At 70.2% G+C, this 26,089-nt stretch carries 25 protein-coding genes and 2 pseudogenes; 21 read left to right on the plus strand and 6 right to left on the minus strand.

What is annotated here, in order from left to right:
• Positions 1-2: 2 nt before the first annotated feature.
• Entirely contained in the window at positions 3-809 is an 807-nt protein-coding gene (locus MCHUDSM44219_RS01020) for an AraC family transcriptional regulator (RefSeq protein ID WP_053081158.1), read from the minus strand.
• Between MCHUDSM44219_RS01020 and cobN the strand changes: the two genes are divergently transcribed.
• The 9 genes and pseudogenes from cobN (at position 808) to MCHUDSM44219_RS01060 (ending at position 11,098) form a co-directional block, all read left to right on the plus strand.
• Positions 808-4,419 (plus strand): cobaltochelatase subunit CobN, encoded by a 3,612-nt coding sequence (gene cobN, locus MCHUDSM44219_RS01025; RefSeq protein ID WP_048416366.1) that lies wholly within the window; start codon positions 808-810, stop codon positions 4,417-4,419. The genes MCHUDSM44219_RS01020 and cobN overlap by 2 nt on opposite strands.
• Before the next feature lie 32 nt (positions 4,420-4,451).
• A pseudogene (locus MCHUDSM44219_RS30605) lies at positions 4,452-4,765 on the plus strand (HNH endonuclease); the annotation flags it as partial.
• A 1-nt stretch (position 4,766) separates the two neighbouring features.
• Positions 4,767-5,705, plus strand: a pseudogene (locus MCHUDSM44219_RS01030) (HNH endonuclease); the annotation flags it as partial.
• Between the two features lie 34 nt (positions 5,706-5,739).
• A complete protein-coding gene (locus tag MCHUDSM44219_RS01035; RefSeq protein WP_048416368.1) occupies positions 5,740-6,123 on the plus strand; it encodes a PPOX class F420-dependent oxidoreductase in 384 nt (127 codons plus the stop codon).
• A 2-nt stretch (positions 6,124-6,125) separates the two neighbouring features.
• Positions 6,126-6,521, plus strand: a complete 396-nt coding sequence (locus MCHUDSM44219_RS01040; RefSeq protein WP_048416369.1) for a PPOX class F420-dependent oxidoreductase — start codon at positions 6,126-6,128, stop codon at positions 6,519-6,521.
• Positions 6,522-6,554: 33 nt separating this feature from the next.
• Positions 6,555-7,055, plus strand: a complete 501-nt coding sequence (locus MCHUDSM44219_RS01045) for an FxsA family protein (RefSeq protein WP_048416370.1) — start codon at positions 6,555-6,557, stop codon at positions 7,053-7,055.
• 44 nt (positions 7,056-7,099) lie between these two features.
• On the plus strand, positions 7,100-8,638 hold the full coding sequence (locus MCHUDSM44219_RS01050; RefSeq protein WP_048416404.1) for an amidohydrolase: 1,539 nt from the start codon (positions 7,100-7,102) through the stop codon (positions 8,636-8,638).
• Positions 8,631-10,325 (plus strand): apolipoprotein N-acyltransferase, encoded by a 1,695-nt coding sequence (gene lnt / locus MCHUDSM44219_RS01055; protein ID WP_048416371.1) that lies wholly within the window; start codon positions 8,631-8,633, stop codon positions 10,323-10,325. The genes MCHUDSM44219_RS01050 and lnt overlap by 8 nt, the downstream gene beginning before the upstream one ends.
• A complete protein-coding gene (locus tag MCHUDSM44219_RS01060) occupies positions 10,322-11,098 on the plus strand; it encodes a polyprenol monophosphomannose synthase (protein WP_048416372.1) in 777 nt (258 codons plus the stop codon). Before lnt ends, MCHUDSM44219_RS01060 begins: the two co-directional genes overlap by 4 nt.
• Here MCHUDSM44219_RS01060 and rbpA read toward each other — a convergent pair whose 3' ends face one another.
• A complete protein-coding gene (rbpA, locus tag MCHUDSM44219_RS01065; RefSeq protein WP_043409883.1) occupies positions 11,099-11,434 on the minus strand; it encodes an RNA polymerase-binding protein RbpA in 336 nt (111 codons plus the stop codon). It lies immediately after the preceding gene.
• 142 nt (positions 11,435-11,576) lie between these two features.
• Between rbpA and MCHUDSM44219_RS01070 the strand changes: the two genes are divergently transcribed.
• From MCHUDSM44219_RS01070 to MCHUDSM44219_RS01095, 6 genes are all read left to right on the plus strand, one after another.
• The gene (locus MCHUDSM44219_RS01070; protein ID WP_048416373.1) at positions 11,577-11,918 is read left to right on the plus strand and encodes a hypothetical protein; all 342 of its coding nucleotides are present in this window, start codon (positions 11,577-11,579) and stop codon (positions 11,916-11,918) included.
• A gap of 145 nt (positions 11,919-12,063) precedes the next feature.
• The gene (locus MCHUDSM44219_RS01075) at positions 12,064-12,798 is read left to right on the plus strand and encodes an ABC transporter permease (RefSeq protein WP_082161973.1); all 735 of its coding nucleotides are present in this window, start codon (positions 12,064-12,066) and stop codon (positions 12,796-12,798) included.
• Positions 12,795-13,547: an ABC transporter ATP-binding protein gene (locus MCHUDSM44219_RS01080; RefSeq protein ID WP_048416375.1), complete on the plus strand. Its 753-nt coding sequence runs from the start codon at positions 12,795-12,797 to the stop codon at positions 13,545-13,547. Before MCHUDSM44219_RS01075 ends, MCHUDSM44219_RS01080 begins: the two co-directional genes overlap by 4 nt.
• A gap of 23 nt (positions 13,548-13,570) precedes the next feature.
• The gene (locus tag MCHUDSM44219_RS01085; RefSeq protein WP_048416376.1) at positions 13,571-14,587 is read left to right on the plus strand and encodes an ABC transporter substrate-binding protein; all 1,017 of its coding nucleotides are present in this window, start codon (positions 13,571-13,573) and stop codon (positions 14,585-14,587) included.
• Between the two features lie 6 nt (positions 14,588-14,593).
• Entirely contained in the window at positions 14,594-15,688 is a 1,095-nt protein-coding gene (locus tag MCHUDSM44219_RS01090) for an LLM class flavin-dependent oxidoreductase (protein ID WP_048416377.1), read from the plus strand.
• Positions 15,689-15,725: 37 nt separating this feature from the next.
• Positions 15,726-16,304, plus strand: a complete 579-nt coding sequence (locus tag MCHUDSM44219_RS01095) for a hypothetical protein (RefSeq protein WP_082161972.1) — start codon at positions 15,726-15,728, stop codon at positions 16,302-16,304.
• 6 nt (positions 16,305-16,310) lie between these two features.
• Here the strand turns inward: MCHUDSM44219_RS01095 and MCHUDSM44219_RS01100 are convergent, their stop codons facing one another.
• A complete protein-coding gene (locus MCHUDSM44219_RS01100; RefSeq protein WP_048416379.1) occupies positions 16,311-16,991 on the minus strand; it encodes a hypothetical protein in 681 nt (226 codons plus the stop codon).
• 74 nt (positions 16,992-17,065) lie between these two features.
• Here MCHUDSM44219_RS01100 and MCHUDSM44219_RS01105 point away from each other — a divergent pair, with 74 nt between their 5' ends.
• The 3 genes from MCHUDSM44219_RS01105 to MCHUDSM44219_RS01115 are packed head-to-tail and all read left to right on the plus strand — an operon-like array spanning position 17,066 to position 20,961.
• Positions 17,066-18,574 carry a carboxylesterase/lipase family protein gene (locus MCHUDSM44219_RS01105; RefSeq protein ID WP_048416380.1) on the plus strand — a complete coding sequence of 503 codons (1,509 nt, stop codon included), beginning with the start codon at positions 17,066-17,068 and terminating at the stop codon, positions 18,572-18,574.
• 59 nt (positions 18,575-18,633) lie between these two features.
• Complete coding sequence (locus tag MCHUDSM44219_RS01110) at positions 18,634-20,619, plus strand: primary-amine oxidase (protein WP_048416381.1); 1,986 nt, start codon at positions 18,634-18,636, stop codon at positions 20,617-20,619.
• A 15-nt stretch (positions 20,620-20,634) separates the two neighbouring features.
• The gene (locus tag MCHUDSM44219_RS01115) at positions 20,635-20,961 is read left to right on the plus strand and encodes a YnfA family protein (protein ID WP_048416382.1); all 327 of its coding nucleotides are present in this window, start codon (positions 20,635-20,637) and stop codon (positions 20,959-20,961) included.
• Positions 20,962-20,965: 4 nt separating this feature from the next.
• Here MCHUDSM44219_RS01115 and MCHUDSM44219_RS01120 read toward each other — a convergent pair whose 3' ends face one another.
• Positions 20,966-21,862, minus strand: coding sequence for an SCO6745 family protein (locus tag MCHUDSM44219_RS01120; RefSeq protein ID WP_048416383.1), 897 nt, complete (start codon positions 21,860-21,862; stop codon positions 20,966-20,968).
• Positions 21,863-21,939: 77 nt separating this feature from the next.
• Between MCHUDSM44219_RS01120 and MCHUDSM44219_RS01125 the strand changes: the two genes are divergently transcribed.
• Positions 21,940-22,677, plus strand: coding sequence for a DUF4333 domain-containing protein (locus MCHUDSM44219_RS01125; RefSeq protein WP_048416384.1), 738 nt, complete (start codon positions 21,940-21,942; stop codon positions 22,675-22,677).
• 5 nt (positions 22,678-22,682) lie between these two features.
• On the opposite strand, the gene MCHUDSM44219_RS01130 is transcribed toward MCHUDSM44219_RS01125, so the two are convergent.
• Positions 22,683-23,381 (minus strand): FadR/GntR family transcriptional regulator, encoded by a 699-nt coding sequence (locus MCHUDSM44219_RS01130; protein ID WP_048416385.1) that lies wholly within the window; start codon positions 23,379-23,381, stop codon positions 22,683-22,685.
• A 124-nt stretch (positions 23,382-23,505) separates the two neighbouring features.
• Here MCHUDSM44219_RS01130 and MCHUDSM44219_RS01135 point away from each other — a divergent pair, with 124 nt between their 5' ends.
• Together MCHUDSM44219_RS01135 and MCHUDSM44219_RS01140 are read left to right on the plus strand one after the other, a co-directional pair.
• Positions 23,506-24,021, plus strand: a complete 516-nt coding sequence (locus tag MCHUDSM44219_RS01135) for a gluconokinase (RefSeq protein WP_048416386.1) — start codon at positions 23,506-23,508, stop codon at positions 24,019-24,021.
• The gene (locus MCHUDSM44219_RS01140) at positions 24,018-25,484 is read left to right on the plus strand and encodes a GntP family permease (protein ID WP_048416387.1); all 1,467 of its coding nucleotides are present in this window, start codon (positions 24,018-24,020) and stop codon (positions 25,482-25,484) included. The genes MCHUDSM44219_RS01135 and MCHUDSM44219_RS01140 overlap by 4 nt, the downstream gene beginning before the upstream one ends.
• A 12-nt stretch (positions 25,485-25,496) precedes the next feature.
• Here MCHUDSM44219_RS01140 and MCHUDSM44219_RS01145 read toward each other — a convergent pair whose 3' ends face one another.
• A complete protein-coding gene (locus MCHUDSM44219_RS01145) occupies positions 25,497-25,988 on the minus strand; it encodes an RDD family protein (RefSeq protein ID WP_048416388.1) in 492 nt (163 codons plus the stop codon).
• Between the last annotated feature and the right edge of the window lie 101 nt (positions 25,989-26,089).

The following is a 26,089-nucleotide window of genomic DNA, read 5'->3' on the forward strand; positions in this document are numbered from 1 at the left end:
CCTCAGCCGACCGGGTCTTGGACGGAATTGATCCCTTCGCGGAGCTCCGCGGGGGTGACGCCGGCGAGGTCGCGGACCTCACGGCAGAGGTGGGCCTGGTCGAAGTACCCGCAGGCCACCGCGACCACCGACAGCTCCGCGCCGCACCGCAGGCGCTCCAGGGCCCGCTCGAAGCGCACGATCCGCGCGACCGTCTTGGGCGGCAGGCCGACCGCGTCGCGGTACCGGCTGATCAGCCTGCGGTGGCTCCAGCCCAGTTCGGCGGCGAGCGGACCGATGGATGTGCGGCCCCCGCTTGCCGTGATGCGCGCCAGGGACCAGGCCACGCCCCGGTCGACGTCGGGAGCGTCGCCGAGGCGGCGCAGCAGCAGCTGGTCGACCAGAGCGAAGCGGTCCCGCCAGCACGGCGCCTCGCCGATGCGTTGCACCAGCGTCCTGCCGGTGCGGCCGAGCACGGCCTCGATCGGCACTGTCTGGTTGGCCAGCTCCGACAGGGGAAGCCCCAGGATGCGTCGGGCGCCCAGGGGGGTCAGGTCGATCTGCAGGCAGCGCGCGGAGCCGGCGTGTCCGACGAGAACCGGGGCGTCGGTGAGGCCTGCGACGAACGACCGCAGCCGCAGCGGAGGGCCGACGTGATCCCGGTGCGCGACCGTCCATCCCGCATCGAGGTCGATGATCACCGGTACGAACGTGCACGCCGTTTCGCGGAAGACGACCGGCCCGGCGTCCCGTGAGGTGAATCCTTCGTAGCGCAGCACCACGCTGCGCAGCGAGGGGTCCGGGGTGCCGACGGCGACGCCCGAGGTCATGCACATCACCGTAGTCCGGTACGAATGGGGGGTGACGACCGTTCTGCTGCTGTCCACCTCCGACACCGACCTGATCACCGCGCGTGCCAGCGGGGCGGGGTATCGGTGGGCCAACCCGTCGCGGCTCGTGGCCGGTGAGCTCGAGGAGCTGCTGGCCGGCGCCGACGTCGTCGTGGTCCGCATCCTCGGCGGCTACCGCGCCTGGGAGGACGGCATCGACGCGGTGGTCGCCAGCGGAGTGCCCGCCGTGGTGGTGAGCGGGGAACAGGCGCCCGACGCCGATCTGATGAACCGGTCGACGACACCCGGCGGCGTCGCGTTGCAGACCCACGTCTACCTCGCCCAGGGCGGCGTGGAGAACCTCGCGAACCTGCACGCGTTCCTGTCGGACACGCTGCTGATGACCGGATTCGGTTTCGCCGAACCGAAGAGCGCACCGGCGTGGGGAGTCCTCGAACGCCCTGCCGGCCGCACCGACGGGCCTGTCGTCGCGGTGCTGTACTACCGGGCCCAGCACCTGGCGGGCAACACCGCCTATGTCGAGGCGCTGTGCGACGCCATCGAAGAGGCCGGGGGCGCGGCACTTCCGGTGTTCTGCGCATCGCTGCGCACGCCCGAGGCCGCGCTGATCGAACTGCTCGGCACCGCCGATGCGATGGTCACCACGGTGCTGGCCGCCGGCGGCGCGACACCGGCGGCGGTGGGCGCAGGCGGTACCGACGATGCCTGGAACGTGGCTCACCTTGCCGCCCTTGATGTTCCGATTCTGCAGGGGTTGTGCCTGACGTCATCGCGCAGCCAGTGGGACGCGAACGACGACGGGATGTCGCCGCTCGACGTCGCGACCCAGGTCGCGGTGCCGGAGTTCGACGGTAGGATCATCACGGTCCCGTTCTCGTTCAAGGAGATCGACGACGAAGGCCTGATCACCTATGTCGCCGATCCCGAGCGGTGCGACCGGGTGGCCGGGCTGGCCGTGCGGCATGCGCGGTTGCGTTCCGTCGCACCCGCCGACAAGCGGGTCGGCCTGGTGTTCTCCGCGTATCCGACCAAGCACGCCCGCATCGGGAACGCGGTGGGGCTCGACACCCCGGCCAGCGCGATCGCGCTGCTGGAGGCCATGCGCGACGCCGGCTACGACGTCGGCGACGTCCCGGGCCTCGACGCCCGCGACGGGGACGCGCTGATCCACGCGCTCATCGAACGCGGCGGCCAGGATCCGGACTGGCTGACCGAGACACAACTGGCCGGCAACCCGATCCGGGTGTCCGCCAAGGACTATCGCGCGTGGTTCGCCACCCTGCCCGCCGACCTCGCCGACGCGGTGGTCGAGCACTGGGGGCCGCCGCCGGGCGAGTTGTTCGTCGACCGCAGCCGCGATCCGGAGGGCGAGATCGTGATCGCCGCCATGCGATCCGGGAACGTGGTGATCGTGGTGCAACCGCCCCGAGGGTTCGGCGAGAACCCGGTCGCCATCTACCACGACCCCGACCTGCCGCCCAGCCACCACTATCTCGCGGCGTACCGATGGCTGGACGGCGCTTTCGGCAACAGTTTCCGGGCCGACGTCCTCGTGCACCTCGGGAAGCACGGCAACCTGGAGTGGCTGCCCGGCAAGACGCTGGGCATGTCGTCGTCCTGCGGCACCGACGCCGCGCTGGGTGATCTGCCGCTCGTCTATCCGTTCCTGGTCAACGACCCGGGGGAGGGCACCCAGGCCAAGCGCCGCGCCCACGCGACGTTGATCGACCACCTGATCCCGCCGATGGCCCGCGCCGAGACCTACGGCGACATCGCCCGTCTGGAACAGCTTCTCGACGAGCACGCCAACATCTCGGCGCTGGACCCGGGCAAGCTGCCGGCGATCCGCCAGCAGATCTGGACGCTGATGCGGGCGGCCAAGATGGACCACGACCTCGGTCTGGAGGATCGGCCCGACGAGGATTCGTTCGACGACATGCTGTTGCACGTCGACGGCTGGCTGTGCGAGATCAAGGACGTCCAGATCCGCGACGGCCTGCACATCCTCGGCCAACGGCCCACGGGGGACAGCGAACTCGACCTGGTGCTGGCGATCCTGCGGGCGCGCCAGCTCTTCGGCGGTGAACAGACCGTGCCCGGACTGCGCCAGGCGCTCGGTCTCGCCGAGGACGGCCACGACGAAAGGTCGGCCGTCGACGAGGCGGAGGCGCGGGCACGCGAACTCGTTGCGGCACTGCAGGACAGCGGCTGGGACGCGGGCGTGGTCGACTCGCTGACCGACAACGACGACGTCGCGGCGATCCTGCGCTTCGCGGCGATCGAAGTGGTGCCGCGACTGAGGCAGACCTCCGGAGAGATCGACCAGGTGCTGCGGGCGCTCGACGGCCATTTCATCCCGTCCGGGCCGTCGGGGTCCCCGCTGCGCGGGTTGGTGAACGTGTTGCCCACCGGACGGAACTTCTATTCGGTGGACCCCAAGGCGGTGCCGTCGCGACTGGCGTGGGAAACCGGTGTCGCCATGGCGGATTCGCTGCTCGAGCGGTACCGGGCCGATCACGGGCGCTGGCCGGAGTCGGTGGGCCTGTCGGTGTGGGGCACCTCGGCGATGCGCACCGCCGGGGACGACATCGCCGAGGTGCTGGCGCTCCTCGGGGTGCGGCCGATCTGGGACGACGCGTCGCGGCGCGTCGTCGATCTCGAACCGATCCCGCTGGCCGAACTCGGCCGGCCCCGGATCGACGTCACCGTGCGGATCTCGGGCTTCTTCCGCGACGCGTTCCCGCATGTGGTCGCAATGCTCGACGACGCGGTGCAGCTGGTCGCCGGTCTGGACGAGCCCGCCGAGGACAATCTTGTGCGCGCGCACGCCCAGGTGGACCTGGCCGAGCACGGCGATCAGAGGCGTTCGACGACAAGGATTTTCGGCTCCAAGCCGGGGACCTACGGTGCGGGCCTGCTGCAGCTGATCGACAGCCGCAACTGGCGCGACGACGCCGATCTCGCCGCGGTGTACACGGCGTGGGGCGGGTTCGCCTACGGCCGCGGTCTGGACGGCGCGCCGGCCACCGACGACATGAACCGGGCCTACCGGCGGATCGCGGTGGCCGCCAAGAACACGGACACCCGCGAACACGACATCGCCGACTCGGACGACTATTTCCAGTACCACGGCGGCATGGTGGCCACCGTGCGTGCGCTCACCGGGACGGCGCCGGCGGCCTACATCGGCGACAACACCCGCCCTGACGCGGTGCGCACCAGCACGCTGTCGGAGGAGACCACGAGGGTGTTCCGTGCCCGCGTGGTCAACCCGCGGTGGATGACCGCGATGCGCCGGCACGGCTACAAGGGCGCCTTCGAGATGGCCGCGACGGTCGACTACCTCTTCGGCTACGACGCCACCGCCGGGGTGATGGCCGACTGGATGTACGAGCAGCTCTCGGCGAGCTACGTGCTCGATGACGAGAACCGCAAGTTCATGTCGGAGTCCAATCCGTGGGCGCTGCACGGTATGGCGGAGCGACTGCTCGAGGCAGCGGGACGCGGGATGTGGGCGGCGCCGGAGCAGGCGACGCTCGACGGACTGCGGCAGGTACTGCTCGAGACCGAGGGCGACCTCGAAGGCTGAGCTTTGTCGGTGGGCCGGTGTAAGGTCGGGTCATGTTCGAACACTTGTTCGATATTGATGCGACGGCCTCCGAGGCCGAGCTGCGCGAGGTGGTGGCCCGCTGTGAACGCTTGAAGGCTGCCGCGGCGGCGGCGCAGGCGCGGGCGACGGCGTTGTGGGCGGCGCAGCGCCGCGCGGCCGAGGACGCCGCCGGGGTGCCGGCGCGGAAGCGGGGGCGGGGGTTGGCGACGGAGATCGCGCTGGCCCGCCTGGACGCCCCGGTGTGCGGTAACCAGCATCTGGGTTTCGCGAATGCGCTGGTGCACGAGATGCCGCACACCCTGGCCGCGTTGGAGGCGGGGGTGCTNCGGGCCACCCTGATCGTCAAAGCCTCGGCCTGCCTCACCGTGGAAGACCGCCGGGTGTTGGATGCCGAACTGTGCGCCGATCAGCAGGCGCTGGCCGGGTTGGGCAACAAGCGCATCGAAGCCGCGTCCGCGGCGATCGCGGCCCGCCTGGATGCCGCCGCGGTGGTCGAGCGGAAGAACCGCGCTGCGCAGAGTGCGGGGGTGTGGACCCGGTGCGCCCCGAACGGGATGGTGTATCTGACTGCGCTGATGCCGCTGTCCCAGGGCATCGGGGTGTACGCCGCCCTCAAACGGGAGGCCGACACCACCGGTGATGGGCGGTCGCGGGGGCAGGTCATGACCGACACCCTCTACGAACGCGTGACTGCCCGCCCGGCCGACACACCATCCCCGGTCGCGCTGAATCTCGTGCTGGCCGACACCACCTTGTTCGGGGAGGACGACAGCCCGGGCTGGGTGCAGGGCTACGGCCCCGTCCCCGCGATGGTGGTACGCGACCTCGTGAGCGACGCCGTCACCGATGAGGACGCCAAAGCCACACTGCGGCGGCTCTACCGACACCCCGCCAGCGGGCAACTCGTGGCGATGGAGTCGAAGGCACGGCTATTTCCGAAGGGGTTGGCGGCGTTCATCGGGCTGCGCGACCAGACCTGCCGCACCCCGTACTGCAACGCCCCGATCCGCCAACCCCACCACAAGGGCGGAAAAACCAGCGCACTCAACGGGGCAGGGTACTGCGAAACCTGCAACTACGCCAAAGAAGCCCCCGGCTGGCAGGTCACCACCACCGACCACGACGGTCGGCACACCGCCGAATACCGAACGCCCACCGGCGCGACCTACCACTCCACCGCCCCACCACTACCCGGACCCACACGACAACACAGCACGATCGAGGCCAGACTGAGCGTCCTCCTCACCCACCCTCACGCCGCCTGACGCGGCGCGGATCCGGCGCGGTTACATTGTTGCCATGCCCGTGACGTTCGCCGAGGTCGCCAAGTCCGAGTACATCCTTCTCACCACGTTCACCAAGGACGGCCGGCCGAAGCCGACCGCGATCTGGGCGGCGCCGGTAGGGGACCGGTTGATCGCCATCACCCAGGAGAAGTCGTGGAAGGTCAAGCGGATCCGCAACACATCGCGGGTGACGATCGCCCCGTGTGACCGCGGCGGCAAGCCGAAAGGCGAGGCGGTCGAGGCGACCGCCCGCATCCTGGACAAGTCGGTCAACGGCGCGACCTACGACGCGCTCGGCAAGCGGTACGGCCTGCTCGGCAAGGCGTTCAATTTCTTCTCCAAGCTGCGCGGCGGCATGGACAAGAACGTCACGATCGAGCTGTCGGCGGCCGGCTGAGCATGCCTTCCACCTTCACCGACGTCTACCGCGAGAAGTACCTGCTGCTGACGACGTTCACCAAGGACGGCAAGCCCAAGCCCACCCCGGTGTGGGGCGTCCGCGACGGCGACAAGCTGCTCATCATCACCGACGACGGGTCGTGGAAGACCAAGCGGATCAACAACACCCCGCGGGTCACGATCCAGAAGTGCGGCGTGCTCGGCAAGGTCAAGGGCGAACCCGTCGAGGCGGTGGCCCGGATGCTGCCGAAATCCGAGACGCGGCGGGTGTTCGACATGATCATCCGGCGCTACTGGAACCACGCCTGGTATTTCATCCCGCAGGCGATCCTGCGCGGCGGCATTGACAAGGTGCACGCCGCGATCGAGGTGACCGCCCCGCCCGCCGACGGCTAGGAACCCGGTGGCCGCCCCGATCGTTGGCACAGCATGGCGATGAGGCTGTTCGCGCTCTATGTGGTGGTCGAGCTGGCGGTTGTGGTGGCACTGGCCTCCACGATCGGCTTCGGCTGGACCATGCTGCTGTTCGCGGCCACGTTCCTGGTCGGGCTCGCGCTGGCGGGCTCACAGGTGCGTCGCCACATCCGGCGTCTGCGCGGCGGGCTGACCGCCACCGACGCCGCCGGCGCCGTGACCGACAGTGCGCTCGTCGCGCTCGGTACGGTGCTCGTCGTGATCCCCGGCCTGGCCACCTCTGTCCTCGGCGCGCTGCTGCTGCTGCCCCCGACCCGCGCCGTCGCGCGTCCTGTCGTCACGGCGATGGCCGCGCGCCGCGCCCCGCTGATCATCGGGGTCAGCACCATGGGCGGCGCCGCCGGCCGCTACGCCACCCGTCCGGGGCGCACCGAGTACATCGACGGTGAGGTCATCGACGTGGTGGATGCCGCGGCCGAGCGGCCGAACGCCGAGCCGCGCCGCCTGCCGGAGTGAGCGCCACTCGTCTTCTGCTGGGCGGCCGCATCCACAGCCCCGCCATGCCCGATGCCACCGCGATCGCGGTGCGCGACGGGGTGGTGGCGTGGCTGGGCAGCGACGACGTCGGCCGTGCGCAGTTCCCCGACGCCGAGGTCACCGACCTCGACGGCTGCTTCGTCGCACCCGCGTTCGTCGACAGCCACGTCCACGTCACCGCCACCGGCCTGACCCTGACCGGCCTCGATTTGCGCCACGCCACGTCGCGCCGGCACTGCCTCGATCTGCTGGCGGCGTACTCCCGCGCCCACCCCGACGGGGTGCTGTGGGGGCACGGATGGGACGAATCGGGCTGGCCGGACGCCGAGCCGCCGAGCACCGCCGACGTCGACGCGGCGGTCGGTGCGGGGCGGATGGCCTACCTGGCCCGGATCGACGTGCACTCGGCGCTCGCATCGACCGCGCTGCAGCACGCCGCCGGTGTGCGCAGCGACGCACCGCTGACCGCCGACGACCATCACCGGGTCCGCCGGATCGCCCGCGATCACCTCACCGCTGCGCAGCGGACCGGGGCCCGCCGCGCCGCCCTGGACACCGCCGCGGCGCGCGGCATCGTCGCGGTGCACGAGTGCGCCGGACCCGACATCGGCGGCCTGGAGGACTGGCGCGAGCTTCGCGACCTGCAGCACGGCGTCGAGGTCGTCGGCTACTGGGGGCAGCAGGTCAGCACCGCCGAGCAGGCCCGCGAGCTGATCGCCGAGACCGGTGCCCGCGGGCTGGCGGGGGACCTGTTCGTCGACGGCGCGCTCGGTTCGCGCACGGCGTGGCTGCACGAGCCCTACGCCGACGTCCCCTCCGACTGCGCGGCGCCGACCGGCAACACCTACCTCGACGTCGACATGATCACCGCCCACCTGGCGGCCTGCACCGAGGCGGGGGTGACGGCGGGTTTCCACGTCATCGGCGACGCGGCGGCGTCCGCGGTGGTGACCGCACTGGACGCGGTCGTCGAGCGCGTCGGCAGCGTCGCGGTTGCGCGCTGCGGACACCGCCTCGAGCACCTCGAGATGGTCACCGCCGAGCAGGCGGCCAAGCTCGGCGGCTGGGGCGTGATCGCGAGCATGCAACCCGCCTTCGACGCCGTCTGGGGCGGTGCGGACGGCATGTACGCGCAGCGTCTCGGTGCGTCGAGAGCGGCCAGGATGAACGATTTCGCGCTGTTAGCATCCCAAGGCGTGCCACTCGCCTTCGGTTCCGATGCGCCGGTGACCGACATGGATCCCTGGGCCGCCGTGCGCGCGGCAACCACGCATCACACCTCCGGCAGCGCCGTCTCGGCGCGCGCCGCGTTCGCGGCCGCCACCCGCGGCGCCTGGCGTGCCGGCGGGGTCCGGGACGGGGTCACAGGAACGCTCGTGCCCGGAGCCCCGGCGTCCTACGCGATCTGGGAGGCCGACGCGTTCGACGTCAGCGCGCCCGCCGACGCGGTGCAGCGCTGGTCGACCGATCCGCGGTCCCGGGTGCCGCTGCTGCCGCGGCTGGACGGCCCGCTGCCGAGGTGCCGCCAGACCGTGCACCGGGGCGCGGTCCTCCATGGCTGAGGCCCAGCAGGCCCGCGAGGCGGACGACGCCGTCGCGGAAGGCCCGTCGCGGCTGCGCCGGTTCGGCCAGGCCGTCGTCGACCGGTTGCCCCAGCTCAGCGTCGCCATCGTCGCCGGGTTGGCGCTGTGCGCGAGCTTCCCGCCCTTCGGGTGGTGGTTCGCCGCGATCCTGGCGTTCGCCGCGCTGGGCTGGCTGCTCACCAGGCCGTCGACGACCGCGGCCGGCGGGTTCGGGTACGGGCTGCTGTTCGGTGTGGCGTTCTACGTGCCGCTGCTGCCCTGGATCAGCGGCCTGGTCGGCGCGGTGCCGTGGCTCGCGCTCAGCCTGGTCGAGGCGCTGTTCCCGGCGCTGTTCGGGCTCGCCGCGGTCGTCGTCCGCCGCGCGCCGGGCTGGCCGCTGTGGTTCGCCGGGCTGTGGTCGGCGCAGGAGTGGCTGAAATCGACGGTGCCGTTCGGCGGCTTCCCGTGGGGCGTCGTCGGTTATTCGCAGACGCGCGGCCCCGCCCTGCCGCTGGCCTACTTCGGCGGCGCCCCATTGGTGTCGTTCGCGACCGTCCTGTTCGGGTTCAGTATGGCGGCGCTGACATTCGAGGTGATCCGCTGGTGGCGCCGCGACGCCGCGGCCCGCGCCGCGGCGCCTCCGGCGGTCGTCCTGCCCGGGCTGTGCATCAGCCTGGTCCTGCTGACCGCCGCGCTGGCGTGGCCGCACGTGCGGAAGTCCGGCGCCGGCGCCGGCGACGAACCGCCCGTCACGGTCGCGGCCGTGCAGGGCAACGTCCCCCGCCTGGGGCTGGAGTTCAACGCCCAGCGCCGCGCGGTGCTGGACAACCACGTCCGCGAGACACTGCGGCTGGCCGACGACGTGCGGGCCGGTCGCGCCCCCCAACCGATGTTCGTGATCTGGCCGGAGAACTCGTCGGACATCGATCCGCTGGCCAACGCCGACGCCGGCCAGGAGATCTCCACGGCCGCGGCGGCGATCCGCGCGCCGATCCTGGTGGGCGGCGTGCTGGCGGCCCCCGGCTACAGCCGCGACAACCCCGTGTCGAACAACTCGGTGATCGTCTGGAACCCCGACACCGGCCCGGCCGATCGGCACGACAAGCAGATCATCCAGCCGTTCGGCGAGTACCTGCCGTGGCGCAGCTTCTTCAGCAAGCTCTCGCCCTACGCCGAGCGGGCCGGCTACTTCGTGCCCGGCCAGGGCGACGGCGTCGTGCGGGCGGCCGGAGTGCCCATCGGTGTGACGACGTGCTGGGAGGTGATCTTCGACCGGGCGGCCCGTGAAGCGGTGCGCAGCGGTGCCCAGGTGCTGGCGGTGCCGAGCAACAACGCGACCTTCGACGAGGCGATGAGCGAGCAGCAGCTGGACTTCGCCCGGCTCCGCGCCGTCGAACACGACCGCTATGTCGTCGTCGCGGGCACCGTCGGCATCAGCGCGGTGATCTCCCCGGACGGCCGCGAGCTGGCGCGGACCGCGTTCTTCGAACCGGCCTACCTCGATCAACAGATCCGGCTGCGGACCGCACTGACCCCCGCGACGCGGTTCGGTCCCTACGTCGAGGCGCTGCTGATCGGCATCGGTCTTGCGGGGATCGCTTCGGCCATGCTGCACAATGGTCTCTTCGTGCGAGCAAGAAACAGGGGTCGGCGATCGACGACCGACAACGGCAAAGGAGCCCCATGAGCGTCCCCGGTGGCCGAGAAGCCGTGGAAAAGCCCAGCGCACGGACACTGGTGATCATCCCGACGTACAACGAGCGCGACAACCTCCTCAAGATCGTCGGCCGGGTGAACGACGCGGCGCCGGCGGTGCACGTGCTGATCGTCGACGACGGCAGCCCGGACGGCACCGGTCGGCTGGCCGATGAGCTCGCTCTGGCCGATCCCGACCGGGTGCACGTCATGCACCGCAGCTCCAAGGACGGTCTCGGTGCGGCCTACCTGGCCGGATTCGCGTGGGGCCTGAGCCGCCAGTACACGGTGCTGGTGGAGATGGACGCCGACGGCAGCCACGCCCCCGAACAGCTGCACCGGCTGCTCGACGCCATCGACGCCGGCGCGGACCTGGTGATCGGCTCGCGCTACGTCGACGGCGGTGAGGTGCGCAACTGGCCGCGGCGGCGCCTCGTGCTGTCCCGGACCGCCAACGGATACTCGAGGATCCTGCTGGGCGTCGACATCCACGACATCACCGCGGGCTACCGCGCCTACCGGCGCGAGGTGCTCGAGAAGATCGACCTCGCGGCGGTCGATTCCAAGGGTTACGGATTCCAGGTCGATCTCACCTGGCGCTCGATCAACGCCGGGTTCACCGTCATCGAGGTGCCCATCACGTTCACCGAGCGCGAGCACGGCGTGTCGAAGATGGACGGCTCGACGATCCGAGAGGCGATCCTCAAGGTCGCGCAGTGGGGGTTGCGCGCCCGGCTGGACCGGGCCCGCGGCACCGCCCGCTGACTACCCGCGGCGGCGGGTCTTGATGATCTCGAGACGCTCCTTGAGCAGTTCCTCGAGCTCCTCGACCGAACGCCGCTCCAGCAGCATGTCCCAGTGGGTGCGCGGGGGCTTGACCTTCTTGGGCTCGGGAACGTCACCCTCGATCAGGGTGCCCTCCATGCCGTTGCGGCACAGCCAGGTGCCGGGGATCTCGGCGTCGTCGGCGAACGGGACGTCGAACTCCTCGCCGTTGTCGGTGCGGTAGCGGGCGACCTGCCGCGGCGCCAAGTCGTGATTGCGGTCGGTCTCGTAGCTCACGGCTCCGAGGCGGCTGCCCCTCAAGACACGATCAGCCATCGTCAACTCCTCTGTAAGCGCATGTGGTCCGGGTGTAACAACGCAGGTGTGCCACGCAGAGTTCCCGACTCGGCCCCTGATGATACCGGGATCGGAGGATCGGCCGGTTTAGAGTCGGGCCGTGACAGCCTCTCCTGGCCAGATGACCTCCCGCGGCGGCACCCGGAACCGTCCCCAGACCTGCCGCTGGTGCGGCCGGGAAGTCGCCGATGCGGGGCTGGGCCGGCGGCGCCAGTACTGCCGGCAGTCGTGCCGCCAGCGTGCCTACGAGCAGCGCGCGTTGGTCAAGGGCACCGCGGTCGCCGAGGACGCCGTGGTGCTCAGCGCCGAGGAGGCCTCCGAGCTGTCCGACCGCGTCTACCAGGTCCGGTGCGCGGCCGAGGACATGGCCATCGCGATCGAGGAGGGCGCCGGACCCGGCGAGCTGCGCGAGCTGTGTGACGCGGTGATGCGGGCCGCGCGCGCCGCCGACGGCTGGCGCTGAGCTCCTCCTGCTTTTTCTCACGCAGAATCAAACGCTTCAACGCTGCAGGGGCCGCGCGTAGCGTCGCCTCACCGTGACCAGTCCCGCCGATCTGGCCGTGCCGCTGGCACCCGCCGCCCCGCGCCCACGGGCTCAGCGCAGGTGGATGCTCATCCGGCTGGCCTCCCCGTTCGTGCTGCTGGCGCTGTGGCAGATCGGCAGCGCGGTGGGCCTCATCCCGCAGGACGTGTTGCCCGCACCCTCGCTGATCGCCGAGGCCGGGGTCGAGCTGATCAGAACCGGCCAGCTCGCGGATGCCCTTGCGGTGTCGGGTGTCCGGGTCGTCGAGGGTCTGGTGCTCGGCGGCGTGGTCGGCATCGCGCTCGGTGTCGCGGTCGGCCTGTCGAAGTGGTTTGAGGTCACCATCGATCCGCCCATGCAGATGGTGCGCGCGCTGCCGCACCTCGGCCTGATCCCGCTGTTCATCGTGTGGTTCGGCATCGGAGAACTGCCCAAGGTGCTGCTCGTCGCGCTCGGGGTCAGCTTCCCGCTCTACCTCAACACCATCTCGGCGATCCGCCAGGTCGACCCCAAACTGTTCGAGACCGCGCAGGTGCTCGGCTTCTCGTTCTGGCAGAAGCTGCGCACGATCATCGTGCCCAGTGCGGCTCCGCAGGTGCTCGTCGGTCTGCGGCAGTCCCTGGCGATCGCCTGGCTCACCCTGATCGTGGCCGAACAGATCAACGCGGACAAGGGAATCGGATTCCTCATCATGAACGCCCGCGACTTCCTGCGGATTGACATCATCATCTTCGGTCTGATCATCTACGCGCTGCTGGGCATCGGCACCGACGCCGTGGTCCGCGGGCTCGAGAAGCGGGCATCGAGGTATCGCGCATGACCCTCACCTCCGACGCGTCCACCTCCGTGACCGGTCCCCGCGCCGACAGCGCCGGCGAACTGCGCAGGGTCGACAAGTGGTACGGCGCCCATCATGTGCTGACCGATCTCTCGGTGCGCATCGGGCGCGGCGAGATCGTCGCGCTGATCGGGCGCAGCGGGTCGGGCAAGTCGACCGTGCTGCGGGTGCTCGCCGGGCTGTCGACCGACCACACCGGGGAGCGCGTCGTCGCCGGCGCGCCGGCGGTCGCCTTTCAGGAACCCCGGCTGTTCCCGTGGCGCGACGTGCGCACCAACGTCGCCTACGGGTTGACCCGCACCCGGCTGGGGAAGGCAGAAGCACTGTCCCGGGCCGAGAAGGCCCTTGCCGACGTCGGCCTTGCCGATCGTGCCGACGCGTGGCCGGCGACGCTGTCCGGTGGTCAGGCGCAACGGGTTTCGCTCGCCCGCGCGCTGGCGGCCGAACCCGAACTGCTGCTCCTCGACGAACCGTTCGGTGCGCTGGACGCGCTGACCCGGCTCTCGATGCGGGCGCTGCTGCTCGACCTCTGGCGCGAACACGGCTTCGGTGTGCTGCTGGTGACCCACGACGTCGACGAGGCCGTCGCGCTCGCCGACCGGGTGCTCGTGCTCGACGACGGGCAGATCGTGCACACCCTCGAGATCCCCGACCCCCGGCTCCCGCCCGGCGAGGGACACACCGACCGCTACCGCGCCGAGCTGCTCGACACACTCGGCGTGCAGTCCTGACCATCGTCGACGAGGGGACCAACATGAATAGGGTTGTTGCCGTGCTCGCCGTGGTGAGCCTGCTGCTCGCCGGATGCGTGTCACGACAGGATGTCTCGGGTGCCCAGCAGGCGCCCGAGACGGTCCCGCTGTCCGATCTGGCCGGCCTGACGCTGCAGGTCGGCGATCAGAAGGGAGGCACCGAATCCCTGCTGCGCGCCGCGGGCGCGCTTGACGGCCTGCCGTATCAGATCGCGTTCTCGACCTTCACCTCCGGGCCGCCGCAGATCGAGGCGGCGACGGCGGGCAAGATCGACTTCGCGATCACCGGCAACACGCCACCGATCTTCGGGGCCGCCTCGGGTGCCAAGGTCAAGGTGGTCGCCGCTTATGACGGTGGCGGCAACGGCGATCAGGTTCTGGTGCACCAGGATTCACCGATCACCTCGATCGCGGACCTGCGGGGCAAACGCATCGCGGTGGGCAAGGGGAGCTCCGCGCACGGGCACATCCTCGCCCAGCTGGAGAACGCCGGGCTGACCCCCGACGACGTCACGCTGATCTTCCTGCAGCCGGCCGACGCCCTGTCGGCGTTCACGCAGCGTCAGGCCGACGCGTGGGCGATCTGGGATCCGTACACCGCCCAGACCGCTGCACAGCTCCCGGTGCGCTCCATCGGGCAGGCCCGCGACGTCACCAACGGCTACTGGTTCGGCGTGGCGTCGGATCAGGCGCTGGCCGACCCGAAGCGCAACACCGCGCTGGCAGACCTGCTGGTCCGTTTCGAGAAGGCGGCGCGGTGGGCCCAGGAGCATCCCGACCAGTGGGCCACCAGTTACGCCCAGGCCGTCGGGCTGAGCCCCGAGGTGGCCCGGGTGTCCCAGTCGCGCAGCCTGCGGTTGCCGACCGAACTCGACGACCAGGTGGTGGCCTCGGAGCAGAAGATCGCCGACCTGTTCGCCGAGTCCGGTCAGATCGCCTCTCCTGCACCTGATTTCAACAAGTGGGTGGATCGCAGGTACAACGACGCGCTGCGGCCGCTCTTGATCGCGACGAATTAGGAATTCATGTCTTCAGCGAAATTCTTCTGGTTCCTGCCCACCAACGGCGACAGCCGCTCCATCGTCGGGGCCTCGCACGCCTCGGCACACCACATCGTGCCGGCCGGCTACCGGCCACCGAGCCGGCGTTACCTCGCCGAGGTGGCGCGGGCCGCCGACCGGCTCGGCTACGAAGGTGTGCTGACCCCGACCGGCACCTGGTGCGAAGACGCCTGGCTCACCGCGTCGGCACTGCTCGCCGAGACCGAGCGCCTGAAGTTCCTCGTCGCGTTCCGCCCCGGCCTGGTGCCGCCGACGCTGGCCGCCCAGCAGACGGCCACGTTGCAGCGCTACTCCGAGGGCCGGGTGCTGCTCAACATCGTCAGCGGCGGAGACGATCTGGAGCAGCGCCGCTTCGGGGACTGGCTCGACCACGACCAGCGTTACGCGCGCACCGGGGAATTCCTGCACATCGTGAACTCGATCTGGCGGCAGGAGTCGCTGGACTACAAGGGCTCCTACTACGAGGTGGCCGACGCGCGGGTGTCCGCACCGCCGGATCCGTTGCCGCAGATCTACTTCGGCGGCTCGTCGCCGGCGGCGCTGCCCATCGCCGCCGAGTACGTCGACGTCTACCTCACCTGGGGTGAGCCGCCGCAGGCCGCGGCGGCCAAGATCGCGCAGGTGCGTGAGCTGGCCGAGCAGCGGGGCCGCCGCGTGCGTTTCGGCATCCGGCTGCACACCATCAGCCGCGACACCTCCGAGGCGGCGTGGGCGGTGGCCGACGAACTGCTCGCCCAGCTGAGCCCCGATCAGATCGCGAAGGCCACGGCGCTGCACGCGAAATCCGAATCCGAGGGACAGCGCCGGATGACCGCGCTGCACGGCGGCCGGATCGACCAGCTCGAGATCTATCCGAACCTGTGGGCGGGCGTCGGCCTGGTGCGTGGCGGTGCGGGCACGGCGCTGGTGGGCTCCCACGAGGAGGTGGCCAACCTGATCCTCGAGTACCACTCGCTGGGCTTCGACGAGTTCATCCTGTCGGGCTATCCGCACCTGGAGGAGGCGTACTGGTTCGCCGAGGGCGTGCTGCCGATCCTCAAGCGCAAAGGGGTCGCCTGACCCCCGGATCCGGTGAGCGTCTGGTATCTCTTCTGGCGTGGACGAATGGTTCGAGCGCAGTCCGTTCGTCGGGTTCGTGCCCTGGATCGTCTACTGGGTGGTGGCCGACGGCCCGAGCACCTGGATGTTCGGGGCGATCTGCGCGGTCATCGCCACGTTGATCCTCGGCGTCTCGGCCGGTTTCGCCGGGGCGCGGCTGCTCGACATCGTGACCGTGGTGTTCTTCACCGGCGTGACGATCGCGGGGCTGATCGTGGGGGCCGAGGACCGCGACTGGATGGACAACTACGCCACCACGCTGTCGAGCGGGGTGCTGGCCGCGATGGCACTGGGCTCTTTGGCGTTCGAACCGTTCACCGCGCAGTACGCGCCGGCGTCTGCGCCGCGCCAGGAGTGGGAGGAGTTCGCGTTCCGGCGCACCAACCAGGTGCTGACGCTGATGTGGGCGCTGGTGTTCGCCCTCATCGCCGTGCTGGGCTATGTCGCGGCCATCTCGCCGTCGACGGTGCACTGGACCAAAGCCGTGATCCCCGTGGTGGTGATCGTCGGCGCGTTCGGAATGACGCAGGCCTATCCGAACCGGGCCCGCGAGAAGGCGCGTCCGAAGGACTCCTAGCGCCACTCAGCAGCGGAACGCGGCACCCACACCGGCGGGCGGTTGCGACGGTTGCAGGCAGCCGAACGGCACCACACCGTCCGCGCTGATCAGCACCGCCGCCCGGTGTGCGTAGTTCACGCAGTACAGGCCCGCGTCATCGCTGCGGCACCGGTCGTCGCCGAAGGACAGCGATTGGCCCGCAGGCAGTTCGGTGCCCGATCCGTTGACGAACGGGCCGGGATCCCCGCGCAGCGCGCCGACCCGCAGCTCGGTGCCGGGGAATTCGACCCAGCCCGCCTTCCACACCCCTTCGGCGTCGGTGGGGCGTGGCGGCGGGGAGGTGAGGTCGAGCAGACAGGTGAGGCCGCCGGCGACGGTGAGGCACTGCGTGGTGCCCAGCGGCGCGCCCGACGGCGCGGTGAACGCGATGTCCTCACCGAGGCGGGTGGTCACCCCGTCGCGAAACGCGACGTGGAAAGTGCCGGGATCGGCGGCGGCGCCGCCCTCGATGAATCGGATGACGTCGTCGATCGACGCATCGCTGCCCGGTGCCGCCGCGCTCGGCGGGCTCGAGGGTGCCGCTGCGGTGCTGGTGGTGGCCTCGGGCGGCACCGGAGCGGGGGACGACGACTCGGCCTGCCCGCCCACCGACTGCGAGCAGCCTGCCACCAGGGTCGCCACTGCGATCAGGCCGGCAACGCGCACCCGCCCAGGCTAGCCGCCCGACACGGGGCCGGTCCGCGAGGCGGGGCGGGCGCGGGTTCGCTACCGTCGGGAGGATGCATGAGCACACCGTGCGGGTGAAGACCGCATCCGGCGTCGTCGAGGGCTTCACCCGTGACGGTGTCCACCGCTGGCGGTCCATCCCGTACGCCAAGCCGCCGGTCGGCGCGCTGCGCTACCGGGCGCCGCAACCGGTGCGGCCCTGGTCCGGGGTGCGGCACTGCCACGGGTTCGGGTACTGCGCGCCGCAGCAGCGGATGTACACGATCCTGCGGCCCGGCAAGTACCAGCCGATGAGCGAGGACTGTCTGACGCTCAACGTCGTCGCGCCGGCCCGGCCGCAGGCCGAACGGCTGCCGGTGATGGTGTTCATCCACGGCGGCGGCTACATGCTGGGCAGTTCGGCCACCCCGATCTACGACGGCGCGTCACTGGCCCGCAAGGGATGCGTCTACGTCTCGGTGAACTACCGGCTCGGGCCGCTGGGGTGTCTGGAGCTGTCGTCGCTGTCGACCCCCGACACCCCGATCGACGACAACCTCTTCCTGCGTGACCTGGTGATGGCGCTGCGCTGGGTGCGCGACAACGCCGACGCGTTCGGCGGCGACCCGGACAACGTGACGATCTTCGGCGAGAGTGCGGGCGCGCACGCCGTGGGGACCCTGCTGGCCACCCCGGACGCCGACGGTCTGTTCGCCCGCGCGATCGCGCAGAGCCCCAGCAGCGGGATGACGCGTGGCGCCGACATCGCCGAGCAGTACGCGCAGCGGTTCGCCCGCCGACTCGGGGCCGAGGGACGCGACGCGGCCGAGGTGCTGCTGCGCACCCGCCCCGCCGATCTGGTGAACGCTCTCGAGCATCTGATCCTCGAAGGTCAGCGGGACATGCTGGGCGCCTTCGCCATCGGACCCACCTACGGCACCGAGTACCTGCCGCTGGACCCGGTCGAGGCCATGCGCACCGGCCGTGCGCACCGTGTGCCGCTGATCGTGGGCACCAACGCCGACGAGGGCCGGCTGTTCACCCGCTTCCTCAAACTGCTGCCCACCACCGAGACCGCCATCGAGCGGCTGTTCTCGCAGGCCGAGCCGGGCGAGCGGGAGCGCATCCTGGCCGCGTATCCGGGCTATCCGAATTCCGCGGCGTGCGTGCGGCTCGGCGGCGATTTCATCTTCGGGTCGGCGATGTGGCAGATCGCGCAGGCGCACAGCCGGCATGCGCCCACCCACGTGTACCGCTACGACTACGCGACCCGGGCACTGCACCTGAGTGGTCTGGGCGCGACGCACGCGATGGAGCTGCTCGCGGTGTTCGACGTCTACCGCTCGCGGTTCGGCAGGCTGCTCGCTGCCGGCGTCGACGCCCGCACCGCCGGCAAGGTCAGCGACGACATCCAGGCGCGGTGGCTGGCGTTCGCCACCCACGGCGTGCCCGGCGAGGACTGGCCGCGCTACGACCACGACGAGCGGCCGGTGATGGTGCTCGACCGGCGCCGCCGGGTCGAGTACGACCCGCACGCCGAGCGGCGCCAGGCGTGGGAGACGTTCTCCCTCGCCTCCCGATGACGGTCACCGAGTTGGGGTAATCCCCTGCTCGGCGGCGCGGGATGTGGTTGCGTTAGCGCGTGTCCGAGGCCCGTACCCATCCGCTTGATCCGCTCGGTGAAGAGGAGTTCCGCGCCGTCGCGGCGATCCTGCGCCGAGAGCACGGCGTGCAGCCGGCCGGTTCGGGCGAGCAGCGCGGGTGGCGCTTCGCATCGATCGAGTCACTCGAACCGTCGAAGGCCGAGGTGGCGGCCTTCGAGGCGGGCGGCCCGCGGCCGGCGCGCCGCGCCACGGTGGTGTGCTTCGACCGCAGCGCCAACGCCACCTACAAGAGCGTGGTGTCGCTGACCGACGATCGCGTGGAGTCGTTCGAGCACATCCCCGGCGTGCAGGCCAACTTCACCGTCGACGAGTTCACGGAATGCGACCGGCTGCTGCGCTCGCATCCCGACGTGCTCGCCGCGTTGCGCGGCCGCGGCGTTACCGACGTCGACCTGGTGTTCTTCGACACCTGGACCTACGGTGACGCGGTCGCGCCGCCGGAGTTCCGCGACCGGCGGATCGGGTGGTCGGACAGCTGGGTCAAAGCCGCGCCCGGCGCCAACCCGTATGCGCGGCTGCTGAGCGGACTGCACTGCGTCATCGACCTGAACGCGATGGAACTGCTGCGCGTCGAGGACGTCGGACCGTTCGCCGCCGACGGGGACGCGACGCCCCCGGAGGTGATGGGTGAGTACGTGCCGCGCCACATCCCCGAGCGGGTGCTCGGCCGCGGGCGCCGCGAGCCGCTCAAGCCGCTGCACATCACCCAGCCGGAGGGACCGTCGTTTCAGGTCGACGGCAACCTCGTGACATGGCAGAACTGGTCGCTGCGGGTGGGCTTCAACCATCGCGAGGGAATGACGCTGCACACCGTGCGCTACCGGGACGGCGACCGCGACAGGTCGATCGCGCACCGGATGTCGTTCGCCGAGATGGTGGTGCCCTACCGGGATCCCTCGCCGGACCACTACCGCCGCACCGCGTTCGACATCGGCGAGTGGGGCCTGGGCTTCATGACCACGTCACTGGAACTGGGCTGCGACTGCCTCGGCGAAATCCGTTATCTCGACGCCGTTCTGCACGACAGCGCTGGTGAGCCCTACACCATCACCAATGCGATCTGCATGCACGAGGAGGACAACGCCGTGCTGTGGAAGCACGTCGACCACGACATCGGCGCCGAGGTGCGCCGGATGCGGCGGCTGACGTTGTCCTTCCATGTGACTGTCGCCAACTACGAGTACCTGGTGTACTGGCGGCTGTATCAGGACGGCAACATCGAATGCGAGGTCCGTGCCACGGGCATCATGGTGACCACGCCGTTGCCGCCCGGGGCGCCCAATCCGAACGGCACGATCGTCGACGAACGCACGTACGCCCCGTTCCACCAACACTTTCTGGTTGCCCGCCTCGACATGGACATCGACGGCCCCGACAACACGGTGGTGATGTCGGAGTCCTACGCCGAGCCGATGGGACCGGACAACCCGCACGGTCTGTCGCTGGTGACACGCAACATCGCGCTGCGCAGCGAGGCCGAAGCCCGCCAGGACGTCAACTTCGCGACTCAGCGCGCCTGGAAGGTGGTCAACCCCAACGTAAAGACGGGTATCGGGGCCCATCCGGCCTACAAGCTTGTGCCCACCGGCGCCATCCCGCCCATGTTCGACCCCGGCTCGCCGGTGTTGCAGCGTGCCGGCGTGATCGCCCACACCCTGTGGGTGACTCCGAACAAGCCCGATGAGCGTTGGCCTGCAGGCGAATTCGTCAATCAATCGGTGCGCGACACCGGGCTCACGCAGTGGACCGCGGCCGACCGCCCGATCGAGAACACCGACGTGGTGCTGTGGTATGTCTTCGGCATCCACCACATCACCCGGCCCGAGGACTGGCCGGTGATGCCCGCCGATGTGGTGTCGTTCTGGCTCAAGCCCTTCGGGTTCTTCGACCGCAACCCGGCCCTGGACGTGGTCGGCACGCCGCCGGACGCGTGCCACACGTCCGCCACCAGCGCGCACCACTGATGGCAGGCTGGACGGGTGGTCGTCAAATCCGTCCTGCTGTTCGTCCTGGCCGCAGTCCTCGAGATCGGGGGAGCCTGGCTGGTGTGGCAGGGCATCCGCGAACACCGCGGATGGCTGTGGATGGGCGCCGGTGTGATCGCGCTGGGCGCATACGGTTTCGTCGCCGCGTTTCAGCCTGACGCGCACTTCGGCAGGGTGCTGGCGGCCTACGGCGGCGTGTTCATCGTCGGTTCGCTGCTGTGGGGCATGGCCGCCGACGGCTTCCGGCCCGACCGGTGGGACGTCGCGGGCGCGCTGGTCGCTCTGGCGGGGGTGGCGCTGATCATGTACGGACCCCGCTGAGCGTTCACCCCAGATGCGCGCTGTCGTCGTCGAGGTCGTCGCGGCGCAAACCCATCGGCGTCCCGGCGGGCACGTCGCCCGCGGCGATCACGGTGCGCGTGATCGGGGTCAGCGCCCGGAACAGGGCCTCGACCTCGTCGTCGTCGAGGGCGTCGAGCGCAGGCAGGGCAAGGGCGTCGGTGGTGTCCTCGATCCGCTGCTTGAGGGCGCGGCCGGCGTCGGTGAGTGCGCCGTCGGCCCCGAGCAGTCCCCGCCGGCGCAGCGCGTCGGTGTGCAACGCCCATTGCGCGTCGTCGTAGTCGCGGCTGCGTTTGATCATCTCCTCGGGCACCCGGCCCGCCGCGGCGTGCAGCACGTTGCATTCGCGGCCCGAAAGTCCCTCGGCGGCGAGCACGGCGACGTGTCCGTCGCCGCGGTGTTCGCGCAGCAGTGTCGCGGCGTGCCACAGCCGTGCCACCGGCTCCGACGGCCAGGACAGCGATCGGTTGGCGGCATACAGTGCCCGCCCGCTGACGTCGGCCCCGCTTGCCGCGCGAGCCGCCAGGTCGGCGGCCACGGCCGCGGCCGCGTCGGTGACGCCGCAGCGGCGCAGCGCCGCCGCGGCCGAGTCTTCCCGGGCGCCCAGCGCGTCAGCCGGTGACGCGATGTCCCACGCCGCGGGCAGAGCTTTGGCCACCCGTTCGGGGGTGAAGTTGTAGAACAGCGCGGTCACCACCTCGGCGGGCACCGGGCCCAGCGGTGCCGACCGGGCGGCGAGATAGCCCATCCAGAAGCCTCGGTACCCGAGGCCGTCGAGGGCGGTCCTGGACTCCGGGGCGAAGTAGGTGACGGCGTGCACGGGTTCGATCCGGTCGAAGAGCCGACGGGCCAGCGTCGTGGGCCGGCGCGGTTGTCTGTCCACACCGGCAGTCAATCACCCCGTCCTGGCGGGTCTGCTAACGTCCCCAGCACCTGGGGTCGGGGGTGACGGGGAAGCGGATGGCGAAGCTGATCAGTGCGGTCGCCGGACTGGCCGTCATCTGCGCCGTGCTGACGTCCTGCAGTTCGCCGGTCAGTTCCGATGCCGTGCCCGCGGTGGCCCCCGACGATCTGCAGGCCGACATCGCCCAGCGGTTGGCCGCCGCGGGGGAGAAGCCGCAATCGGTCACCTGCAAGGATCCCCTGGTCGGCGAGGTCGGGCAGTCGGCGCGCTGCGATGTCGTGCTCAGCACGACCAACAGCTTCGAACCGATCGTCACCGTCACCGGCATCGACGGCGGGTCGATCGTCTACGAGATGATCCCGGCGTTGTCGCGCGAACAGCTCGAACAGGCGGTGACGCGGCTGGCGGCCGATGCCGGCTCTGCCCCGGACACCGTCGCGTGCCCGACGGGCCTGCTGGGCCGGCCCCAGGCGACGGCTCAGTGCGACGTCACCGCCGGGGGCGCCACCCTGCGGCGCACCGCGGAGGTGACCAGTGTGGACGGGCTGACCATGAACTTCGACCTCGTGCCGCTGCTGACCAAGGCCGAGGTCGAGAACTCGCTGCTCGACGAACTCGCCACCCATCTGGGCAAGCGGCCGGAATCCGCGGTGTGTGGGGGCGACCTCGAAGGACGGGTGGGCAACACCGTGGACTGCACGGTGTCGGCCGGCTCGGAACGCGCCGAGCTGACGCTGACGGTCACCACCGTCGACGGGGCGAAGGTCGATTACACCTACGCACCGCGGCGGTGAGCAGGTCAATCGCCCTCTGCCACCGCCGAAGCCGCCTCGTCGATGATCGCCCGCATCGCGCGCTCGGCCGCGTCCTCGTCGCTCAACCGGATGGCGCGGGCCACCTCGTCGTGCAGGGCGATGGCCGCCGGGTTCGGTCTGTCCGGCATCATGCCGTGGTGCGTGCGGCCTGAGAGCACCTCGGCCACCACGTCGTTGAGCGCCCGGAACATCTCGTTGCCGCTGGCCTCCAGCAGGGTTCGATGAAAGATTTTGTCCGCCAACAGGTATGACTCGAGGTCGCCGGTGCGGCCGTGCACGACCATGTCCGAGACGGCGGCCGCCAGGATCCGGCACTGGTGCGGGTCCGCGCGGCGCGCGGCGAGTGCGGCGGCGGCCGGTTCGAAACCGCGGCGCAGTTCCGACAGCGACGCCAGTTGCGCGGCACGGTCATCGGAGTCCAGCCGCCAGCGAATCAGCCTGGGGTCGAACACATTCCATTTGTGCGACGGCTGGATGGTGATGCCGACGCGGCGGCGGGAGGCCACCATGCCCATCGACTCCAGTACACGGATCGCCTCGCGTGCCACACTGCGCGACACCCCGTGCCGCGCACTGACCCCGTCCAGCGTGATGACCTGCCCCTCGGAGTACTCGCCGGACACGATTGCGGTGCCCAGCGCCGTCAGCACACTGTCGTGCAGCGCTCCGGTCTCCAGCGTCACCCATTCATCTTGTCATACGATTTGCTGGATATGAATAAGTAGAACATTGTCGAGATACTCTTGCAATGGTATGACGATTGAGGCATGCTGTGTGATCGTAAGCACAACTGGGTAGGAGGTCCCGATGGCGTCACCCATCGTGGTCATGGGCGTTTCAGGGTCCGGGAAGTCGACTGTTGGCGCAGCGCTCGCGCAACGGGTGAGGGTGCCGTTCGCCGATGCCGACGACTTCCATCCGCCGGCCAACATCGCGAAGATGACGGCCGGCCTGCCGCTCGACGACGATGACCGCTACCCGTGGCTGGAAATCATCGGCGACTGGTTGGCTCAGCGGTGCGACACCGGTGGGGTCATGAGCTGCTCGGCGCTCAAGCGCAGCTATCGGGAGCAGTTGCGGCGGCACTGCCCGGACGTCGAGTTCCTCCACCTCAGCGGCACCCCCGAGGTCATCAGCCGACGCCAGGCGAGCCGGCCCGGACACTTCATGCCGGCGTCGCTGCTGGCTTCCCAGTTCGCCACCCTCGAACCCCTCGACGCCGACGAACGCGGCACCACCATCGACGTCGACCAGAGCATCGACGCGATCGTCGACACCTACTGCGCCACCACCGGGATCACCACCGAACAGGAGAAGAAATGAGTCCCCTCGCACTGACACTGCTGGCCGCCGACACCGAGTTACCGGAGCCCGTCGCGTCGGGCTGGCAACTGGTGATCGCCGCGCTGGCCGGCATCGCGGTGATCGTGGTGCTGATCACCGTCTTCAAGCTGCATCCCTTCCTCTCGCTCATCTTCGGCGCGCTGACCGTCGGCATCGTCGCGGGAATGAACATCGGCGACGTGCTGGAGTCGTTCTCCGACGGCTTCGGCACCACGGCCGCGGGCGTCGGCATCCTGATCGCACTCGGCGCGATGTTCGCCAAACTGCTCGCCGACTCAGGCGGTGCCGACGAGATCGTCGACACCATCGTGGGGCGGTCCTCGCCGCGCACACTGCCCTGGGCCATGGCGCTGGTCGGCGCGATCATCGGTCTGCCGATGTTCTTCGAGATCGGCGTCGTGCTGCTGATGCCGGTCATCTATCTGGTCGCCAAGCGCTCGGGTCAGTCCCTGATCACCATCGGAATCCCGGCGCTGGCAGGCCTTTCCGCGATGCACGGGCTCGTCCCGCCGCACCCGGGACCGCTGACCGCGATCGACCTGCTCGGCGCCGATCTCGGGGTGACGCTCGCGCTGGGCGTGGCGGTCGCGATCCCGACGGTCATCGTCGCGGGTCCGTTGTTCGGCAAGCTGGCCGGCCGCTGGGTCGTCATCGACATCCCGGACCGGTTCAATGCCGATGACCTCCGCGCCGACGGCGGCGGCGCCGGCGGCTCGGGCACAGGCGGCCCGGCCGGCGGCGCGGGCAGCGTGCAGACCGTCGCGCAGCGCACCCGCCCCAGCTTCGGCATCACGCTCTTCTCCGTGCTCCTGCCGGTGGCGCTGATGATGGGCAAGGCGCTCGTCGACATCTTCATCGACGACGAGAACAGCCTGGTGCGGCAGACGTTCGACATCCTGGGCCGGCCGCTGATGGCGTTGTTGATCGCGGTCGTCGTCGGCATCTTCACCCTCGGCCGGGGCGCCAAGATGACCCGCGATCAGATTGTGAAGTGCGTCGAATCCTCGCTGCCGCCGGTCGCCGGCATCATCCTGATCGTCGCCGCGGGCGGAGGTTTCAAGCAGCTGCTCGTCGACACCGGCATCGGGACGCTGCTCGCCGACTGGGCCAAGGGCGCCAACGTGTCGATCATCCTGCTGGCCTGGACGATCGCCGTCCTGATCCGCCTGGCCACCGGCTCGGCGACGGTCGCCACCATCACCGCGTCGTCGCTGATGCTCGGCCTTGTGGACGGCCTGAGCACCGGCGAGGTGTCGCTCGTCGTACTCGCGGTCGGCGCGGGCTCGCTGTTCTTCTCTCACGTCAACGACGCCGGGTTCTGGCTCATCAAGGAGTTCTTCGGGATGAGCGTCGGCCAGACCATCAAGAGCTGGTCGGTGATGGAGACCGTGCTCTCGGTGACGGGCCTGGTGCTGGTGCTGCTGCTCGGGATCTTCATCTGATCCCGGGCGCGCTCAGGCCTTGACGACCTGGGTGCCGCCGGCGAGCTCGTCGTGCTTGCCCTGCTTGGTGGGGCTGCTGTTGATGGTCACCGCGATCACGACGATCGCGACGACGCCGAGCAGCCCGCCGATGAACGGAATGATCGGCAACAGTGTCCACGAGTTGCGAATCGCGGACTGGGCGGCGGTGGGTTTGGCCGCCCCGCCCGGTCCGTGCACGCTCAGCCCGAGGATCTTCTTGCCCGGCGTCCAGCCCTGGGTCACCTCGAAGGCGACGTAGTAAGCGAACGTCAGGGCCCCGGTGAACAGTCCGGTGATCCAGACGTTCGACGCGGCCCCGATGACGTAGACGATGATCCCCCCGACGATGCCGACGATCAGACCGTCGATGATCCGGGCGCCGAATCGCAGACCGAGACCGCCGGGATGACCGCCGGGACCGGGCGGCGGATAGCCGCCCGAGTACGCGTACTGGCCCGGCTGAGGGGGGTAATCGCTGGTCATGGGTGGTCTCTTTCTCGCGGCGGCTGCGATTCGAGCTCACCGTACCCATGCGGGGACCCGGGCGAGCAGAGTTTCACCCGGGATGAGAGGAAATGGCCGCG

The sequence above is a fragment of the Mycolicibacterium chubuense genome, assembly GCF_001044255.1.
In the GTDB taxonomy this organism is placed as follows: Bacteria; Actinomycetota; Actinomycetes; order Mycobacteriales; family Mycobacteriaceae; genus Mycobacterium; species Mycobacterium chubuense.